Annotated in this window: 19 protein-coding genes and 1 riboswitch; of the genes, 8 read left to right on the forward strand and 11 right to left on the reverse strand. The window is 67.8% G+C overall.

The window, feature by feature from the left end:
• Positions 1–2 precede the first annotated feature (2 nt).
• The 9 genes from LQF09_RS03100 to cobU form a co-directional block, all read right to left on the reverse strand.
• Entirely contained in the window at positions 3–596 is a 594-nt protein-coding gene (locus tag LQF09_RS03100; RefSeq protein ID WP_270069182.1) for a Uma2 family endonuclease, read from the reverse strand.
• A 57-nt stretch (positions 597–653) separates the two neighbouring features.
• Positions 654–1556, reverse strand: a complete 903-nt coding sequence (locus LQF09_RS03105; RefSeq protein WP_270069183.1) for a mitochondrial fission ELM1 family protein — start codon at positions 1554–1556, stop codon at positions 654–656.
• Positions 1557–1570: 14 nt separating this feature from the next.
• Positions 1571–2740 (reverse strand): ATP-binding protein, encoded by a 1170-nt coding sequence (locus LQF09_RS03110; RefSeq protein ID WP_270069184.1) that lies wholly within the window; start codon positions 2738–2740, stop codon positions 1571–1573.
• A 93-nt stretch (positions 2741–2833) separates the two neighbouring features.
• Complete coding sequence (gene cobC / locus LQF09_RS03115) at positions 2834–3427, reverse strand: alpha-ribazole phosphatase family protein (RefSeq protein WP_270069185.1); 594 nt, start codon at positions 3425–3427, stop codon at positions 2834–2836.
• Positions 3428–3483: 56 nt separating this feature from the next.
• A complete protein-coding gene (vapC, locus tag LQF09_RS03120; protein ID WP_270069915.1) occupies positions 3484–3882 on the reverse strand; it encodes a type II toxin-antitoxin system tRNA(fMet)-specific endonuclease VapC in 399 nt (132 codons plus the stop codon).
• Between the two features lie 2 nt (positions 3883–3884).
• On the reverse strand, positions 3885–4124 hold the full coding sequence (vapB, locus tag LQF09_RS03125) for a type II toxin-antitoxin system VapB family antitoxin (protein ID WP_270069186.1): 240 nt from the start codon (positions 4122–4124) through the stop codon (positions 3885–3887).
• Between the two features lie 48 nt (positions 4125–4172).
• A complete protein-coding gene (locus tag LQF09_RS03130) occupies positions 4173–4940 on the reverse strand; it encodes an adenosylcobinamide-GDP ribazoletransferase (protein WP_270069187.1) in 768 nt (255 codons plus the stop codon).
• A 6-nt stretch (positions 4941–4946) separates the two neighbouring features.
• Positions 4947–5993 carry a nicotinate-nucleotide--dimethylbenzimidazole phosphoribosyltransferase gene (gene cobT / locus LQF09_RS03135; RefSeq protein ID WP_270069188.1) on the reverse strand — a complete coding sequence of 349 codons (1047 nt, stop codon included), beginning with the start codon at positions 5991–5993 and terminating at the stop codon, positions 4947–4949.
• A gap of 55 nt (positions 5994–6048) precedes the next feature.
• Positions 6049–6597 (reverse strand): bifunctional adenosylcobinamide kinase/adenosylcobinamide-phosphate guanylyltransferase, encoded by a 549-nt coding sequence (gene cobU / locus LQF09_RS03140; protein ID WP_270069189.1) that lies wholly within the window; start codon positions 6595–6597, stop codon positions 6049–6051.
• 92 nt (positions 6598–6689) lie between these two features.
• Positions 6690–6923, forward strand: a riboswitch (cobalamin riboswitch).
• Positions 6924–7063: 140 nt separating this feature from the next.
• Here cobU and LQF09_RS03145 point away from each other — a divergent pair.
• From LQF09_RS03145 to LQF09_RS03165, 5 genes are all read left to right on the forward strand, one after another.
• Complete coding sequence (locus tag LQF09_RS03145) at positions 7064–8893, forward strand: TonB-dependent receptor domain-containing protein (protein ID WP_270069190.1); 1830 nt, start codon at positions 7064–7066, stop codon at positions 8891–8893.
• Between the two features lie 31 nt (positions 8894–8924).
• Entirely contained in the window at positions 8925–9911 is a 987-nt protein-coding gene (locus tag LQF09_RS03150) for a FecCD family ABC transporter permease (protein ID WP_002942667.1), read from the forward strand.
• Positions 9908–10714 (forward strand): ABC transporter ATP-binding protein, encoded by an 807-nt coding sequence (locus LQF09_RS03155; RefSeq protein ID WP_270069191.1) that lies wholly within the window; start codon positions 9908–9910, stop codon positions 10712–10714. Before LQF09_RS03150 ends, LQF09_RS03155 begins: the two co-directional genes overlap by 4 nt.
• Before the next feature lie 235 nt (positions 10715–10949).
• Positions 10950–11798, forward strand: coding sequence for a uroporphyrinogen-III C-methyltransferase (gene cobA / locus LQF09_RS03160; RefSeq protein WP_270069192.1), 849 nt, complete (start codon positions 10950–10952; stop codon positions 11796–11798).
• Positions 11795–13111: a cobyrinate a,c-diamide synthase gene (locus LQF09_RS03165; RefSeq protein ID WP_270069193.1), complete on the forward strand. Its 1317-nt coding sequence runs from the start codon at positions 11795–11797 to the stop codon at positions 13109–13111. Before cobA ends, LQF09_RS03165 begins: the two co-directional genes overlap by 4 nt.
• A 466-nt stretch (positions 13112–13577) precedes the next feature.
• On the opposite strand, the gene LQF09_RS03170 is transcribed toward LQF09_RS03165, so the two are convergent.
• Positions 13578–14465 (reverse strand): LysR family transcriptional regulator ArgP, encoded by an 888-nt coding sequence (locus tag LQF09_RS03170; RefSeq protein WP_270069194.1) that lies wholly within the window; start codon positions 14463–14465, stop codon positions 13578–13580.
• 152 nt (positions 14466–14617) lie between these two features.
• Between LQF09_RS03170 and LQF09_RS03175 the strand changes: the two genes are divergently transcribed.
• The 3 genes from LQF09_RS03175 to LQF09_RS03185 all read left to right on the forward strand — a co-directional run bounded on the left by LQF09_RS03175 (position 14618) and on the right by LQF09_RS03185 (position 16821).
• The gene (locus LQF09_RS03175; RefSeq protein ID WP_270069195.1) at positions 14618–15223 is read left to right on the forward strand and encodes a LysE/ArgO family amino acid transporter; all 606 of its coding nucleotides are present in this window, start codon (positions 14618–14620) and stop codon (positions 15221–15223) included.
• Between the two features lie 71 nt (positions 15224–15294).
• Entirely contained in the window at positions 15295–16152 is an 858-nt protein-coding gene (gene asd / locus LQF09_RS03180) for an archaetidylserine decarboxylase (protein WP_002930833.1), read from the forward strand.
• 234 nt (positions 16153–16386) lie between these two features.
• Positions 16387–16821 (forward strand): CBS domain-containing protein, encoded by a 435-nt coding sequence (locus LQF09_RS03185; protein WP_002930834.1) that lies wholly within the window; start codon positions 16387–16389, stop codon positions 16819–16821.
• Positions 16822–16872: 51 nt separating this feature from the next.
• Here the strand turns inward: LQF09_RS03185 and LQF09_RS03190 are convergent, their stop codons facing one another.
• On the reverse strand, positions 16873–18171 hold the full coding sequence (locus LQF09_RS03190) for an acetyl-CoA hydrolase/transferase family protein (RefSeq protein ID WP_002930836.1): 1299 nt from the start codon (positions 18169–18171) through the stop codon (positions 16873–16875).
• Positions 18172–18229: the final 58 nt, after the last annotated feature.

Here is an 18229-nt window from a genome sequence, read left to right on the forward strand (position 1 = left end):
GTTCAGTACTCCGGCTTTGGCAGACGCGCCACGAGCGCATCCCACGCGATCGACACGCCCGGCAGCACGCCGATCGGGGTCTCATCTTTCAGTTCGTAGATCTCCGGGCGGCCGTACTGGCCGTTTTCGAGCACATAGACGGTGAGCGTGCGGTCGCCCGGATGCACCAGCCAATATTCACGCACGCCGGCGCGTTCGTAGGTGCGGCGTTTGGCGATCTGGTCGTGGGCGGCCGTGCTGGGAGAGAGCACCTCGAGCAGCCAGTCGGGCGCACCACGTACGCCGCGGCGGTCGATCTTCGCTTGGTCGCACACCACCAGGACGTCGGGCTGGACCACGGTGTCGATGGCGTCGTCGGCCTCGTCCTTGCGCGGCAGGCGGACGTCGACCGGGGCGATGTAGGGGCGGCAGGGCTGGCCGTCGAGCTGGTTGGCCAGCTGGCGAAACACCTCGCCCGCGACTTCCTGATGCTCGATGAGCGGCGCGGGCGCCATCAGGAAAGCTTCGCCGTCGATGAGCTCGTAGCGCGCGTCGTCCCGCCACGTGAGGTAGTCGGCGTAGGTGTGGTGCTTTTCCTCTTTCAGTGCGAGACCCATGGCGGTGCCCCTGGCGGGTTGCGGCGATGTCCGTATTCTAGGCGATCGCGCCGCGCGCTATTGCGGCCATCGAGACAGGACCGCGTCCGCGACGCGGTCGGCCTCGCGCAGAGGCGTTGGTGGCGTGTGCAGCCGGCCCTCACGCTGCCAGCCCGCGAAAGGCGTAACGAAACCCTCCTGCTGCAGCTGCGCCACCCCGGCCGTGATACGCGTCTCGCCCAGCCGCGGCACCGCGAGCAGGCCGGTGGCGGCGCCGGCGGTGAGGCTCTCGTACACCATGGATACGCTGTCTTCCGTCACCCAGGCCTGGGCACTGCGCGCCACCTGCGCCATCGCCCAGCCGGGCGGGGTGTCGGCCACCGGCCGCACATCGACCCCGCGTTCGCGCAGGGTGAGCAGGGCGGCTTCCGTTTCGGCCGGCGTGCGCCGCGAGGTGGTCAGCGTCCACCGCATGCCGGGCGTGGCGGCGAGGATGGCGTCGATCTGGGCGAGCAGGCCGTGGGTGTCCCAGCCGTGGTGTTTCGATGGACCGCCGATCAGGAACAGCCCCGTGTCGGCCTCGCGTTCGGCGCTGGGACGGGCGGTGTTGAGCACGCCGCGGGTGGCGAGGACATTGGTGCGGGCGGGCGGCTTGTCGTGCTGCGGGATCACGCACAGATCGAACCAGCCCAGCGGCAGGCTCGGCCGCATCAGCGCGACCAGCTTGCCGCCGCGTGCGCGCCGGGCGGCGAGGCCGGCGAGGTGGGTGCGGTGGCCGGCGACGAGGATCAGGTCCGGGGCGGGCAGGTCTGCGCCGGCTGGGAAGCGGCCCCCGAGCCATTGCCACAGCGAGCTGCGCCCGGCTGGCGCGTCGATCCAGTGCGTATCGACCGCCGTGCGCGCTGCCAGCGCTTGCGCCAGCCCCTGCAACTGGCTGCGGTGGCCGGGCTTGTTGTCGGTGATGAGCCAGAGGGTGAGCATGAGTGTCGTGCTACTCATCGGGCGGATACGTCCCGCTTGGCGAAGGTTTGCCAGCCGAGTGCGAGGCAAGCCTGGCGTTCATATTCCCCCTCGCCTCCGTAGATGATCCACGGTGCCAGGGGGCTGCCGCTCAATTTCTGCCACTTCAGGGCGGAAGCCGGCCAGTCGCTGGCGAAGGTGTGGCCAGACTTGATTTCCACCGCCTGCAGACCGTCCCGCGTCTCGAACAGCAGGTCCACCTCATGGCCCACGTTGTCGCGCCAGAAGTAAAGGTCGGCGGGGCGGCCCGCATTGAACTGCTGTTTGATGAATTCGGAGACGACCCAGGTTTCGAACAGCGTGCCGCGCATGGCGTGGGTGGCGATCGTCTCGGCGTCGCGGATGCCGAGCAGCCAGCACATCAGGCCGACATCGAGGAAGTAGAGCTTGGGTGTCTTCACCAGGCGCTTGCCGAAGTTCTCGAAGTAGGGCGGGATGCGCGCCACCAGATAGCTGGCCTCAAGCACGGACAGCCACTCGCGCGCGGTGACCGCGGTGATGCCGCAGTCGGCACCGAGCGCGCTCAGGTTTAGCAGTTGGCCGGAGCGTGCGGCACACATGCGCACGAAGCGCTGAAACTGGGTGAGGTCGCGTATCGCGATCAGTTGGCGGACGTCGCGCTCCAGGTAGGTGGCGACGTAATTGGCGAACCAATCTTCCGGGCTCAGGTCGCGGTCGTACAGGGCGGGGTAGCCACCCTTGAACAGCATGTCGTCGAGGCGCGCGGGCAGGCGAGCAGCCGCGGCGAGCTCCTGGGTGGAGAGCGCGAGCAACTCGACTCGGCCCACCCGGCCCGCGAGCGACTGTGTCATGCCCGAGACGAGCTCGAACTGCTGGGAGCCGGTGAGCACGAAGTCACCCATGCGCTTGCGCGTGTCGACGATGCCCTGCAGCCACGACAGAAGCTGAGGGCAGCGCTGAACCTCATCGAATATGGCGCCGCCCTCGAAGCGGGCAAGAAAGCGCCTGGGGTCGGATTCGGCAAACTCGCGCTCCTCCGGGTTCTCGAGCGAAACATACGCCTTGTCGGCAAAGGTTTGCTGAGCGAGCGTGGTCTTGCCGGCCTGGCGCGGGCCGGTGATGGCGATCACGGGGAAACCACGCGCCAGGCGCTGAAGGGTCGAGAGAGCCGATCGCGGGATCATCTTACAAATCTAAAGTTGAAGTTTAGATTTGTAAGATAGGTGGTGTGTGCGCATGTCGCAAGCTGGAAGGGCCGCTTCACTGCGAGCGACGCTTCAGCGATTGAACCACTTCAACACCACCCCCCAACGCTCGACGTCGATCCGCGTCACCTGCCCGCAGCCGAAGTCGAGCCCGATCCAGCGTTCGGGCGGCATGCCGAGCAGGTGCCCGGCGATTGCGCGCAGCGGCCCGCCATGGGCCACCACGACCACCGCCTCCGGTAATGGGGGACAGACCCCAATTTCCGTGGAAATCGGGGTCTGTCCCCCATTACCCGTTGCCTCCTCCAGCCACGCCAGCACCCGCGCGGCCATCTCGCGCGGCGACTCGCCGCCCGGTGCGCGAAAGCCGAGCGGGTCAGCTGCCCAGTCGTCGATCGCGCGACCGATGTCGGCGAAGCTGCGGCCCTCCCAGTCACCGAAGTGGATTTCCTTGAGGCGGTCATCCTCGCGCGGCGTGCCGAGCGCTTCGGCGAGCAGGCGTGCGCGCGCGAGCGGGCTTGTGTGCAGGGCGAAGGTTTCGGGCAGCAGCGGGCGCAGGCGCTCGGCGACGGTGGCCGGGCATTCGGCAAGGCCAAGGTCGGTCTGGCCATAGCAGATGCCGGGCGCGACAGCGGGACGGGGGTGGCGGATGAGATGGAGTTGCATGGGCGTGGAGAGGCTGAGGGCAGTGCGGCCGGGCTTGCGTCGGTGATCGTGCCGCGTCAGGCCCAGTTCTCGAGCCGCAAGCCTGCAACGCGCTCGAACTCCGAGGTGTTGTTGGTCACCAGGATGAGGCCGCGCGAGCGCGCGTGGGCGGCGATCATCATGTCGTAGGGGCCGATGGGGCGGCCGGCGCGGCAGAGCTCGGCGCGAATCTGGCCGAAGTGGTGGGCGGCGGCGGCATCGAAATCCAGCGACTCGACACGGGCGACAAAGCCCTCGACGACGGCCAGGTTCGCCTCCGGCTGGGCCGAGCGCTCGGCGCCGAACACGAGCTCGCCCAGGCTGACGCTGGAGATGGCCATCTGGCCGTCGTGCTGGCGAAAGCGTTCGCGCACCTGGGCAGGCTTGTTCTTGATGGTGTAGATGACGATGTTGGTGTCGAGCAGGTACTTGAGCATGCTCACCAGGCCTCGCGCACCTGGTCCGCAGGCTGGTCGCGGCTGCTCAAGAAGTCGGCACTGACGTCGGGGCCGTCGAACCAGGCGTCCCAGCTCGCTTCGGCGGGTGTGATGATGCGGGTATTGCCGATCGCGGTGATCCTGACCTTCTTCACCGATTCGGGCAGCTCGAGCGCCTTGGGCAGTCGCACGGCCTGAGTCTTGTTGCTGCGAAAGACGGTGGTTTGCGAGGAGCTCGTCATGGCCTCACCTCGTTCTGCATGGATATGGTTGAAGTATATCCCAGGTGCTCAGAGGCTGACGGCGACGAGGCCGACGTAGCACGCCAGCTCCGTCACCTGCTGCACCGCGCCCAGCAGGTCGCCGGTGTGGCCGCCCAGGCGGCGCAGGAAGAGGCGGGCCAGCCATACGGTGAGCAGCGCCGCCAGGCTCAGCGCGGCCAGCGCAGGCAGCGGCGCGAGCAGCACGAACGCGGGCAGCAGGCCGCAGGCGGCGGCGATGAGGAGGTCCTTGCGGCCCAGGTGGCCGACGACGGCCGCTGCCTTGCTGCTGTCGTCGCTGCGCGCATAGGGCAGGGCGTGCAGCACCGCGTTGGCCGCCAGGCGCGACAGCGCGTGGGCGACGAAGAGGGCGGTCGCGGCGGTGGCGGGGCTGGCCGCGGCCAGCTCGATCAGCGCCGCAGCCTTGGCGAGCAGCATCAGCACCAGGCCGATGGCGCCATAGCTGCCGATGCGCGAGTCCTTCATGATCGCCAGGATCTGCGCCTTGTCCCAGCCGCCGCCGAGACCGTCGCAGCTGTCGGCGAAGCCGTCTTCGTGGAAGGCGCCGGTAAGGCGGATCGTCACTGCCATGGACAGGATCACCGCCAGGCTGGCCGGGAGGAACTGGGCGAACAGCAGCAGGCTTGCCGCACCTGTGCCACCCACCACCCAGCCCACCAGCGGAAGCCAGCGTGCGGCGTGGGTGAGGCGCTCCGGTGCCCACGCCACCCAGCCCGGCACCGGGATGCGGGTGAAGTAGCCGAGGGCGATGCAGAACAGTTCGAGCTGCGTGCGCATCGGGCTTCAGCCCTGGTCGCTGACGCCAGCCGACTCGAAGCTCGCCATTTCGTTGAGGAAGTTGACCGCCGCCTGCGCCAGCGGGAAGGCGAGCGCTGCGCCCGTGCCCTCGCCCAGGCGCAGGTCGAGCTCCATCAGCGGCTCGACCTGCAGGAAGTCGAGCTGCACGCGGTGGCCCGGCTCCTGCGATCGGTGGGCGAACACGCAGTAGGCGAGGATGCGCGGATCGATGGCGTAGGCGACAAGCAATGCCGAGGTGACGATGAAGCCGTCGATCAGCAGCAGCATGCGCTTTTCGGCCGCGCCGAGCATGGCGCCGGCCATCATCGCGATCTCGAAGCCGCCGTACTCGGCCAGCACTGCCAGCGGATCGCTCGGCCGGCCGCCGCGCTCGAGCGCTTGCGCCAGTAGGCTGCGCTTGCGGAAAAGGCCGGCGTCATCCAGCCCGGTGCCGCGGCCGGTGACGTTGTAGAGCTCGGCGTCGTGGTCGGCACCCACCAGGCAATGGGTGATCAGGGACGCCGAGGCGGTGTTGCCGATCCCCATCTCGCCGAAGCCGATGCAGTTGCTGCCGTTGCCGGCGAGTGCATGGGCGATGCCGCGCCCACGCTCGAGGGCGGCGTCGCGCTGCGCCGGCGTCATCGCCGGGCGGTCGATGTAGCTCGCCGTGCCGGGGCCGATCTTGGCGTCGATCAGGCCCGGGCGCTTGCCGAACTCATGATTCACGCCTGCGTCGACCACGCTCAGCCCCAGCCCCATCTGGCGGCTGAAGACGTTGATCGCGGCCCCGCCGGCGAGGAAGTTCTCCACCATCTGCCAGGTCACGTCCTGCGGGTAGGCCGATACCCCGGCGCGTGCCGCGCCATGGTCGCCGGCAAAGACGACGATGTGCGGTTGGTGCAGCTCGGGGGCAGGCGTCTGCTGCACCAGTGCGATCTGTAGCGCGAGCGCCTCGAGCCGCCCGAGCGCGCCCACTGGCTTGGTCTTGCGGTCGATCTTGTGCTGGATGGCAGCGCTGAGCAGGGTGTCGGGCTGGGAGAGCTGGAAGTTCATGATTTACGAATGCCGGGTCGCGGGCCTGCAGGATGCAGACGGAATGAGCGCGAGTTTAGCCGTCCTTGAGCACCAGCGGCAGCCCTGCAGCGACGAACACCACGCGTGGGCACGCTGCCGCAACCGCTTGGTTGAGTCGGCCCGCCTCGTCGCGGAAGAGCCGGCCAAGCGCGGTCTCGGGGACCAGTCCCAGGCCAACTTCGTTGGCGACGAGGATGATGTGCCCCGGCAGGGTCGGCAGCACGGCCAGCAATGCGTCGCGCTCGCGGCGGAAGGCAGGCAAGTCTTCGGCGCTCGCGCCCGGGGGTAGGTGGTGGGCATCGGTGAGCAGGTTGCTCAGCCACAGCGTCAGGCAGTCGACCACCAGGCAGTGCCCGGGGGCGGAGGCTTCGCGCAGCGTGTCCGCGAGCGCAATCGGCGCCTCCACTGTGCGCCAGCCGGCGGGGCGGTCGGCCTGGTGGCGCCGGATGCGCGCAGCCATCTCCGCATCCAGCGCCTCGGCGGTGGCGATCACCGTCACCGCCAGCCCCGACGCCGCCGCCCGGCGCTCGGCCTCGCGGCTCTTGCCGGAGCGGGCGCCACCGAGGATCAGTTCGCATGTCATTGTTCTGGCGGGTCCTTGTGTAGGGAACGTCTGTATCTTATTGCAGTGCACGATACCGCCCCGTACGGTATCATCCGCGCCGACTGCCCCGGAAGGGGCAACGCGTTATCGGTGCCCACGGGCGTTTCTCGCCCAGGGTTAAACGGGAAACAGGTGCGCGGCCCCTCGCAAACGAGGCCGCAATGCCTGTGCTGCCCCCGCAACGGTAAGTGCGCGCAAGGTGGGTCATGCAGCCACTGGGTCCTCGACCCGGGAAGGCGATCCATCCGTCCGGCTCCGCCGGCACAGCGCACGAGCCCGGAGACCGGCCGGAGCGCGAAATGGCGGATGTGCCGCGGGGTGGCGGCGACGGGCGTGGTGGTTTCTCTTTCTGCTCTCTTCGGTTCTACCTGGGTCGTGGTGCGTCCATGTGCTGGATGGCTTGTCGCATGCGGGGACGCATTGCGCAGCTCAGGGAGTCTTTTCGATGAATCTGCGTTATTCCCAACTTGGCCTCTGTATTGGCGGCCTGGCGTCGGCAGTCCTTGCCGTGCCGGTCTACGCTCAGGAGCACATTGCTCCGACGGTTGTCGTTACCGCAACGCGTCAGCCGGTCAAGGCCAACGAACTGCTCGCCGACGTCACCGTGATCGATCGCACCCAGATCGAGCGCGCCGCGGCATCCAACGTCGTCGACCTGCTTGGCCGCCAGCCCGGTGTCCAGTTTGCCCGCAATGGTGGTCCCGGCGCATCGGTCAGCCTCTACCTGCGGGGCACGAAACCGGATCAGACCAAGATTCTGGTCGACGGTGTCCCGTTCAACTCCACTGCCTTGTCGGGTTCGTCGCTGCAGTACCTGTCGCTCAACAACGTAGAGCGTATCGAGATCGTCCGTGGGGCCGCGAGTGCGATCTACGGCGCGGACGCCATTGGCGGAGTGATCAACATCATCACCCGCACGGCTGAGCCCGGGCTGCGCCTGGACGGATATGCCGGTGCTGGCAGTCGGGATACGCGTCAGGGCGATCTGGCAGTGTCGGGTGGGGATGAGCGGTGGCGCTTCCGCCTTCACGTCAACTCGCTGAACACCGATGGCTTTTCGTCCCGCAGGGGCGCCAGCAATCGCGATGCGGATGACGATCGTTACCGCAACGAGGGCTATGGTGGTGCGCTGTCCTTCCATCCTGCCGAGGGGCACGAAGTGGGCGTTTCCTTCCTTGAACAGTCGGGAACGGTGCAATACGACAGTTTTGGCGGTAGCGGCAACTTCGATGACCGTGCGAGCTTCAAGACCTCGGTATTCAACGCATTCGTCCGAAACCGCCTGACCTCGTCGTGGTCCAGTCGCCTGTCGTATGGGCGCACCGACGAGGATCGTGCGGACTACAGCGAGCCCGCGCCCTGGGATCCTTTGGGCATCACCCGGCGGGAGAGCACCAACAAGACCTTGAGTTGGCAGAACGACATCGCGCTGCCGATCGGGACGGGACTTGTCGTGGTCGAACGCTTCGAGCAGGTGGCGCGCCCGCGCGAGACCTTCGCCGAGGGAAATGTGCAGATCGACTCTCTTGGCCTGGGCTGGACTGCCGATCTGGGGCCACATAGCTGGCAGGCAAATGTCCGCCACGACGACCATAGCCGCTACGGGGACAAGCTTACCGGCGGGGTGTCCTACGGCTATCAGCTTGCGCCCGACTTGCGTGCAAGCGCAGGCGTCAGCAAGGCATTCAAGAGTCCGAGCCTTGACCAGCTCTACAACGTCTCCTACGGCAATCCGGACCTGAAACCGGAGAATGCGCTTAATCGCGAACTGGGGCTGACCTGGGCAAGCGGTAACCAGCTGGTTTCCGCGACCTATTTCATCAACACGATCGAGGACATGATCGGCTGGAGCGGCGGCTACGCGAACGTAGACAAGGCCAGGATCCGTGGCCTCACGCTCGCCTATGCGCTCAACGTCGATGGTTGGGACTTCGCAGCCAACGCGGACTTCCTCGATGCAAAGGACCGTACGACCGGGTTCCGGCTGGGGCGGCGTGCCAAGCAGTCGATGAATGTCTCTGCCACGCGAACGATTGGGGCATGGACGCTTGGTGGGGAGTGGGCGCTGGTCGGGTCGCGGTACGACACCAACTTCGAAACCAACCGGCTCGGCGGCTACGGACTCGTTAACCTGACCGCACGCTATGCAATCGATCGCGACTGGTCAGTCGAGGCGCGCGCAGACAATGTGTTCGACAAGCAGTATGAGACGGCGCGTGGCTATGGAACACCGGGTGCTGGCGTGTTCATCGGTGTGCGCTATGCGCCGCGCTGAGTCCTGAAGTCGCGCATTCGGGGGCCCGGCCATGTCATGTCGTCGCCGGCACGTGCTTTCGCTGATCGCGCTTGCAGCGCTGGGCTGCGGCGCATTGTTCGCAGCGCTGGTGGCGGGTGAGATTCCGATGGGGCTTGCAGATGTTGCTGCCGCTTTGAGTGGCGCGCAGCATCTGCAGGCCGCCATCATCCTCGAGCTCCGCCTCCCCCGCGCCGTCGCGGCGTTCGTCAGTGGCGGCCTGCTCGCCACCGCGGGCGCGCTCATGCAGGTGCTGCTGCGCAACCCGCTTGCCGACCCCTACATCCTTGGCATCTCGGGTGGGGCGGCGGTGGGGGCGCTGGGAGCAATCACGCTCGGGGCAGCGGCGTTCTGGATCGATGCGATGGCCTTTGCCGGTGCACTCACGGCGATGCTGGTGGTGTTCGGCCTGGCGCACGGCGACGGCAGCTGGACGCAGACGCGGCTGTTGCTCACCGGCGTCATCGTCGCGGCCGGCTGTGGCGCGGCGGTGTCGATGATGCTGGCGCTGGCATCGGATACGCGGGTGATGCCGATGCTGTTCTGGATGATGGGCGACGCCAGCGCGGCGGCGCGGCCGTGGCCGGCAGTGGTCGTGCTGGTACTGGCGCTGCTGGCGGTGATGCCGTTCGCGCGTGATCTGAACGTGCTCGCGCGTGGCGAGCTTACGGCGCGTGCGCTCGGCGTGCGCGTGCAACGGCTGCGCATCGTGCTCTACGTGCTGGCCTCGCTGCTTACCGCCACCGCGGTCACGCTGGTTGGCTCGGTGGGTTTCGTTGGCCTCATCGTGCCGCACCTGGTGCGGCTCGTCCTCGGCAATGACCAGCGCGTGCTCATCCCCGCGGCGGCGCTGGTGGGCGGCACCCTGCTCACCCTGGCCGACACCGCGGCGCGCACCATGCTGGCGCCGCAGCAACTGCCGGTCGGCGTGCTCACCGCGATGATCGGCGTGCCGGTGTTCCTGTTCCTGCTTTCGCGCAGTCCGCGCAGCAGCACATGAACGCCGCGCGCCGCCTGCCCGTCGATGCCGCACCCTTGCTCGAGGCCGAACGCCTCGCACTGCAGGTGGGAGAGCGCTGGCTGTGCTGCGAGTTCAGCCTGAGCCTGGCCGCGGGCGAGTGCCTGGTGCTGCTCGGGCCCAACGGCGCTGGCAAGACCACGCTGTTGCATACGCTCGCCGGCCTGCGCGAGCCCACGGTGGGGCAGGTACGCCTGGGCGGCCTGCCGTATGCGGCGTGGCCTGCACTCGAGGCCGCGCGCTATCGCGGTCTGCTCGCCCAGCAGCAGCCCGACCCCTTCGCCGCCGGTGTGCTTGAGACCGTGCTGGTGGGGCGCCACCCGCACCTCGGGCGCTGGGGCTGGGAGAGTGCGGAGGATGTTGCGATCGCGCGCCGGACGCTGGCCGAGGTGGGGCTGGCGGGCTTCGAGCAGCGCGCGGTGCATACGCTGTCGGGCGGCGAGCGCCAGCGCGTGGCGATCGCCGCACTGCTGACGCAGGCGCCGCGGCTGTTCCTGCTCGACGAGCCGCTCAACCACCTCGATCTGCACCACCAGATCGCCACACTCGAGCTGTTCCAGCGCCTGGTGCGCGAGCCTGGAACGGGGCGCGGCAGCGTGATGGTGCTGCACGACATCAACCTTGCTGCACGCTATGCCGACCACATCATCCTGCTCGATGGCCGCGGCGGAGTGATTGCCGGTGACCGCGACGCTGTGCTGCGTGCCGACCTGCTTGGCCAGGCTTTTGGTCACCCATTGCGCCGCATCGAGCACGAAGGGCGGGTGGTGTTCCTGCCGGACTGAGGTGCCCCGGCGAGTGAAGCCGTTGAAGCTGATGCAGAGGCCGAGCGCGTCTGCCCGGATGCGCGCCACAGAAGGCGCCTTAGCCTGTGGCCGAGCGTGCATTGCGCGTCGTAAGGACGTACGCTCTCGCCCTCTGGACGCGACCTGGCACGCCGGGCGGCGTCATCGACATGAAGCTGGACGCATTTGACATCGCCGCAGGGGCGAAGGCGGCGGCCGGTATGGAGCAATTGACATGACTATTCCCGATCTTGCCGTTCATCGTCCCGGTCCCCAGCCCGGCTGGGTGTATCTGGTGGGGGCAGGCCCTGGTGATCCGGAGCTGTTCACGCTGCGCGGTGCGCGACTGGTGGCCGGGGCGGATGTCGTCGTGTACGACAACCTCGTTAGCCCAGCCATCGTCGAGCTCGCGCCTGCCGCGGCGGAGCGGATCTACGTCGGCAAGAAGGCCGCCGACCACTCGCTGCCTCAGGACGAGATCAACCAGCTGCTGCTGGAGCTCGCGCAGCAAGGCAAGCGTGTCGTGCGCCTGAAAGGCGGCGACCCCTTCATCTTCGGTCGTGGGGGCGAGGAGATGGAGGTGCTGGTCGATGCGGGCATCCCGGTCGAGGTCATCCCCGGCGTAACCGCGGCGGCGGGTGTCGCGGCGTACGCGGGCATTCCGCTCACTCACCGCGACCACGCCCAGTCCGTCGTGTTCGCAACCGGCTTCCTCAAAGAGGGCAAGGTCGACCTCGACTGGCCGATGCTGGCGCGTCCGCATCAGACTGTGGTGATCTACATGGGCATTTCGCGGTTGGCCGATATCTGTGCGCAGTTCGTCGCCCACGGCCTGCCGCCGGAGACGCCGGCCGGGGTCATTGAGCGCGGTACCACGCACGCCCAGCGCGTGGTGGTGGCCGACCTCGCCACCCTGGCGCAGCGTGTGCTGGAAGAAGGTGTGCGCCCGCCCTCGCTGACGGTGATCGGCAGCGTGGTCGGCCTGTACCCCAAGCTCGCCTGGTTCGAACCCCAGGACCAGCCCAAGTCCTCGCCGCTGCCGCATGCCGGTTGCGCCGTGGTGCACGGCAAGGGCGCAGCGTGAGCGCTGCAGGGGGGCGTGCCTGCCCGGCGCTGCTCGTTGCCGCACCGGCCTCCGGCCAGGGCAAGACCACCATCACCGCGGCGCTTGCGCGCATGCACACCCGGCTCGGACGGCGGGTGCGGGTGTTCAAGTGCGGGCCGGACTTCCTCGACCCGCAGATCCATGCGGTGGCGAGCGGGGCTCCGGTGCATAACATCGACCTCGGCATGTGCGGCGAGGCCGACATTGCTGCGCGCCTGTACGCTGCCGCCGGCGAGGCAGACCTGATCCTGGTCGAAGGCGTGATGGGGCTCTACGATGGCACCCCTTCCGCCGCCGACATTGCACGCCGTTTCGGGATCCCGGTGATGGCCGTGATCGACGCACGCGCGATGGCGCAGACCTTCGGCGCCGTCGCACACGGCCTGGCGCACTATCAGCCGGGACTGCCCTTTGCGGGGGTACTTGCCAACCACGTCGGTAGCGCGCGCCATGCCGACATGCTACGTGCGGCGCTGCCTGCGGGCATGCGCTGGTTCGGCGCAGTCATGCGCGACGCCGAGGCTGCGCTGCCAGAGCGCCACCTTGGCCTGCTGCAGGCGGCGGAGATCGCCGACCTGGACGAGCGCCTCGACCGCCTTGCCGATCATCTGCAGCAGACGGGCGCGGCCGCGCTGCCGCCCGCGGTGAGTTTTCCGCCAATGGCGCTGCCCGCACCCCCGCCGCTGCTTGCGGGGCAGCGCATCGCCATTGCTCGCGATGCTGCCTACGGCTTCATCTATCCGGCCAATCTTGACACCTTGCGCGCACTGGGTGCCGATCTGGCGTTCTTCTCCCCGCTCGCAGGCGAGACGCTGCCGGCGGGCAGCGCCGCGGTATGGCTGCCTGGTGGCTATCCCGAGTTGCACGGCGCGGCGCTGGCGGCCAACGTGCGCCTGCGCGCCGACCTCCATGCCCACGTGGCGGCCGGACGGGCGCTGCTTGCCGAGTGCGGTGGCATGATGAGCCTGCTCGAAGCTGTGGTGGACAAGGCAGGCGTCGAGCACGCCTTTGCCGGCGTGCTGCCGGGGCGGGCGATCATGCAGCAGCGTCTGGCTGCACTCGGCATGCAGCAGGCGGACCTGCCCGAAGGGCGTATCACCGGTCACACCTTCCACTATTCGAAGACCGTGACACCGCTCGAGCCCTGGCTGCGTGCGCAACGGCCGGATGGCGGCGAGGGCGAGGCGGTGTATCGGCTCGGCTCGATTACCGCCTCCTACATGCATTTCTGGTTCCCTTCCAACCCGACCGCCGTTGCGGCCCTGTTGGCTGGCAACGCCCGCGCGGCGTAGGCACGTCGCGCCGCCCGATGGCGTGCCATAGGAGCGACGCAAGTCGCGAGCCTTTCGTCGCACCCGCCACCCCCATCGCCTTCAACCCCTCGCGGCTGGCGCCGCTCCTACAGGGGCGCGCGCGGTGTGCGGTAGGAGCGACGCAAGTCGCGAGCCTTTCGTCGCACCCGCCCACCCCCATCGCCTTCACCCCCTCGCGGCTGGCGCCGCTCCTACAGGGGCGCGCGCGGTGTGCGGTAGGAGCGACGCAAGTCGCGAGCCTTTCGTCGCACCCGCCCACCCCCATCGCCGTCACCCCCTCGCGGCTGGCGCCGCTCCTACGAGGGGCGCGCGCGGTGTGCTGTAGGAGCGACGCAAGTCGCGAGCCTTTCGTCGTTCCGCCCAACCCCCATCGCCTTCAACCCTTCACGGCTGGCGCCGCTTTCCACCGAACAGCGCGGTAAGGGCGATTGCAGGGGGCTGGTCATCAGGGCGTACCCAGCGCTCTCGCGGCGGCTTCCGCGATCGCGCCTGCGAGCCGCGCCATCACCGGGGACTGTACCTGCCAGTGGTGCCAGTAAAGCACCACCTCCTCACGTTGCGGGGCGAGGTCGATCAGCTCGCCCCGCGCCAGGTGGGCGCGGGCCTGGATCTCGGGGATGAAGCCGTAACCCAGGCCGGCGACCGCGAAGGCCATGAAGCCCTCGGAAGAGGGTACGACGTGGTGAGGGTACTGCCCGGTATCCAGCCCGAAGTGACGCTGCAGGAAGGCCTCGTGCATGTCGTCGTTGCGGCCAAAGATGATCGCCGGCGCGTGCGCCAGCGCGCTGCGGCTGAGGCCGCGCGGGAACCAGCGTGCGCGGAAGGCCGGCGAGGCAGCGCACAGGTAAGGCATCTCGCCAAGCCGGATCGCCGCGCAGCCGCGCATCGGATCCGGGCGGGTGGAGACACAGCCCAGTACCTCGCCGTCGGCCAGCAGGGCATGAGTGTGATCCTGGTCGTCCACCACGCAGTCGAGGACCAGGCCCTCTTCACGGACCACTTCGGCGACGGCGCCTATGAACCAGGTTGCGAGCGAGTCGGCGTTGACGCCAACCGCAAGCCGCATCGGGCCGTGGCGCTGTCCCGGCTCCAGGGCGCGTCGCGCTTCGGTCTCCATCAGTCGTAGCTGGGCGAGGTAAGGCAGCAGGCGACGGCCGGCCGGCGTCGGGCGCACCGGCTTGCTGCGCACCAGCAGCACCTGGCCGAGTTCGGCCTCCAGCAGCTTCACCCGTTGCGACACCGCGGACTGGGTGAGCGCCAGGCGGCGCGCGGCGCGCTCAAAGCCGCCTTCCTGCAGCACGGCTTCGAAGGCGAGCAGGCGATGGTCGACCATTAGCAGTTTTTGTCGAAAATGAATTAAATCGATTTTACTTAATAGTACGTTTCTGCAGCGCTACATTGGGTCATTGCGGTGCTGCACCGCTCGCTGCATACAAAGGATCGCGCGGGCGCTGCCGCCGACCCATAACGACAACGGAACGCATCATGAGCAATGTCTACTTAAACGGCTTCATCCTCACGCTTGGCCTGATCATGGCGATCGGCGCGCAGAACGCCCACGTGCTGCGCCAGGGGCTGCGCGGCGAGCACGTGCTGCTGACCGTGAGCGTGTCGGCACTGTGCGACATGGCGCTGATCCTGGTCGGCATCGCAGGGCTTGGCAGCCTTTTCGTCGCCAGCCCGGACCTGATGGCAATGGCGCGCTACGGTGGCGCCGCATTCCTGCTCTGGTACGGTGGCCGCGCCCTGCGCTCGGCGCTGCGCGGGGGGCGGGAAATGAACCTCGCCGAGCACAAACGCATGTCGCGAGGCCAGGCCCTGCTCGCGGCGGCCGGTTTCAGCCTGCTCAACCCGCACGCCTATCTCGATACCGTGGTGCTGCTCGGCTCGATCGGTAGCCAGCAGGCGGAGGATCTGCGTCCGCTTTTCGCCGCCGGTGCGATCAGTGCGTCGATCGTGTGGTTCGTGCTGCTCGGCTACGGTGCGCGTCTGCTCGTGCCGCTGTTCTCCCGTCCGCTGGCGTGGCGCGTGCTGGACGGGCTGGTCGCCCTGATGCTGTGGGGGATCGCCGCATCGCTGCTGCTGGCATAGGGTGAGACCGGGGCGGCCGCTATAATCGTGGCCTTGGCGCCTGCTGCGCCGCTCTTGTCCAGGATCTCGCCGTGTCCGAACGTCTCACCGTTGCCCTGCAGTACGTCCTGCCCAAGCGTCTGCTTACCCAGCTTGCCGGCAAGCTGGCCGGTCTCGAGGGCGGACGCGTGACCACTGCCGTTATCCGCTGGTTCATCAAGCGCTACGGCGTGGATATGGCCGAAGCGGCCAATCCCGATCCGGCAAGCTACGCCAGCTTCAACGCATTTTTCACCCGCCCGCTGCGCGAAGGTGCGCGGCCGCATGCCGAGGCCGACTTCGTGTGCCCGGTGGATGGTGCGATCAGCCAGTTCGGACCCATCGAGCGCGACCAGATCTTTCAGGCCAAGGGGCACTTCTATTCCACCGCTGCGCTCGTGGGTGGCGACCGCAGCCTGGCTGCCTGCTTCGAGGACGGTGACTTCGCCACCCTGTACCTGTCGCCGCGCGACTACCACCGCATCCACATGCCCTGCGCGGGACGCCTCACCCAGATGATCTACGTGCCTGGCGAACTGTTCTCGGTCAATCCGGCCACCGCGCGCGGCGTACCGGGCTTGTTTGCGCGTAACGAGCGTGTGGTGTGCGTATTCGAGGGCGAGTTCGGGCCCTTCGTGATGGTGCTGGTGGGTGCGACCATCGTCGGCAGCATGGCGACCGTATGGCACGGCGTCGTCAATCCGCCGCGGCGGCCGGACATCGAGAAGCGCGCTTACGCCGAGGGCGAGGTCGTGCTCGAGCAGGGCGCTGAAATGGGGCGTTTCCTGCTCGGTTCAACCGTGGTGATGCTGTTCCCGCGCGACGTGCTGCGCTTCAGTTCCGAGTGGGTCGCAGCGCGGCCGGTACGCATGGGCGAGGCCATGGCGCAGTGCAAGAAGGTTGAGGACTGAGCGTCCTCGCTTGCACCGTCGCGGTGCGAGCCATGCTGTCCATGCACGCTGGTGAGGCATGCTGCAGGCGGGATATTGCGCTGCAATATTCTTGTAACGTCATTATGCTGTCAAAAAGATGCGCTAAAACAGGTGTTTGGCGCCTGCTGTCGGGTTGCGGCAGAGGGTGCCGAAGCTGGCACGGTTGAAGCTTTGATAACTGTGCCTTTCCACAAGAGCATCAGGAGACAGATCATGCCCAGCCGTCCGATCCATCAGGTTCTCGCCGAGCGTCCCTTCGTCAGCGTCTCGATCTTCAAGCCGGTGCGCGAAGTCACCCGCATGATGCAGGACCTGCACTGCAGCGCTGCCCTCATCACCGAGCATGGCGTGCTCACCGGCATCTTCACCGAACGGGACGCCACTTTCCGCGTGCTTGCCGCCGGCCTCGATCCCGACGCCACGCCGGTCGGTGAGGTGATGACCCACAACCCGCAGACGCTGACCGATGACAAGCCCTTCGGCCATGCCCTGCATCTGATGTTCGAGAACGGCGTGCGCCACGTGCCGGTGGTCGATGCCGACCGTCGTCCGCTTGGCGTGGTGACGGCGCGCGATGCGCTTGCGCTCGATGCCCTGGACTTCGGTTCCGAACTGGTGCGTCGCGAGGAAATCACCGTCATCCTCTGAGCGATCCGTGCTGCGGGGCGATCGCCCTGCAGCACGACTTCCCGGTTTCGCTTACAGCAGCCCCATGCGCTTTGCAGCTTCGCGCAGTTCGGCGCGGAAGTCGGGGTGGGCAATGCCGATCAGCGCTTGCGCGCGTTGCTTGGCGGTCTTGCCGCGAAGTTCGGCGACGCCATACTCGGTCACCACGTAGTTGATGTCGTTCTTGCTCGTGGTGACATGAGTGCCGGGCGAGAGCACTGGCGCGATCCGCGACACGGTGTCGTTCTTTGCCGTCGACGGCAGCACGATGAAGGCCTTGCCGTCCTTCGAACGGTTGGCTGCGCGCACGAAGTCCACCTGGCCGCCGGTACCCGAGTAGGGCAGGTGGCCCAGGCTCTCCGAGCCGCACTGGCCGAGCAGGTCGATCTGCAGCGTGGCGTTGATCGCGCACAGCTTGTCGTTGCGCGCTGCGATGTAGGGGTCGTTGGTGAAGTCCACCGGGTGCATCTCGACCGCCGGGTTGCGATGCAGGTGGCGATACAGGCGCCGCGAGCCGAGCGCGAAGGTGGCAACCGTCTTGCCCGGCATGAAGGTTTTCTGGCGGTTGGTGACGGCGCCGGATTCGATCAGCGACAGGATGCCGTCGCCGATCATCTCGGTGTGGATGCCGAGGTCGCGCTTGTGCTGCAGCTGCATGACGACCGCGTCGGGGATGCCGCCGTAGCCGATCTGCAGTGTGGCGCCGTCGTCGATGAGGTCGGCGACGTACTTGCCGATGGCTTCCTGTACCGGGCCGATCTGTGGCAGGCCGACCTCGAACAGCTCCTCGGCGCTTTCGACCAGGCCGGTGACCTGCGAGATGTGGATGTGGCAGTTGCCGTTGGCGAACGGCACGTTCGGGTTCACTTCGAGCAGCACCACGCGGGCGCGCCGGATCGCTGCCATCGTGTAGTCGGGCGCCAGCGCCAGGCTGAAGTAACCGTGCTCGTCCATCGGCGAGGCCATCGACACCACCACGTCGGCCGGCGACAGGCCGCGGTCGATCAGCATCGGCAGCTCGGAGAAGTAGGCGGGAATGAAGTCCACCCAGCCCGCCTGGCCACCTGCACGGGTGGCGCCGCCGAAGAAGTAGGCGTCGTGGCGGATGTTCGCGCGCGTCTCGGGGTCGAGGTAGGCAAACTTGCGCAGCGGCAGGATCTGGCTCACCGCGACGTCGCGCAGCGCGTTGCGGCGTTCGGACAGTGCGTGCAGCAGCGCGGGCGGCTCACCGACGCCGGTGGGTACGACCACCGTGTCGCCGTCGCGCACGAAGCCGGCGGCATCGGCGGGTGTCATGCGCCGTTCGAGATAAAGGGCTTGCGGCTCGGTCATGCTGTCCTCCGTGGCAACGGTGCTTTTAGTGGCGTAACCGCGGATTATACCGGGTTCC

The organism is Thauera sp. WB-2 (assembly GCF_027594845.1).
GTDB classification, from domain to species: Bacteria; Pseudomonadota; Gammaproteobacteria; order Burkholderiales; family Rhodocyclaceae; genus Thauera; species Thauera mechernichensis.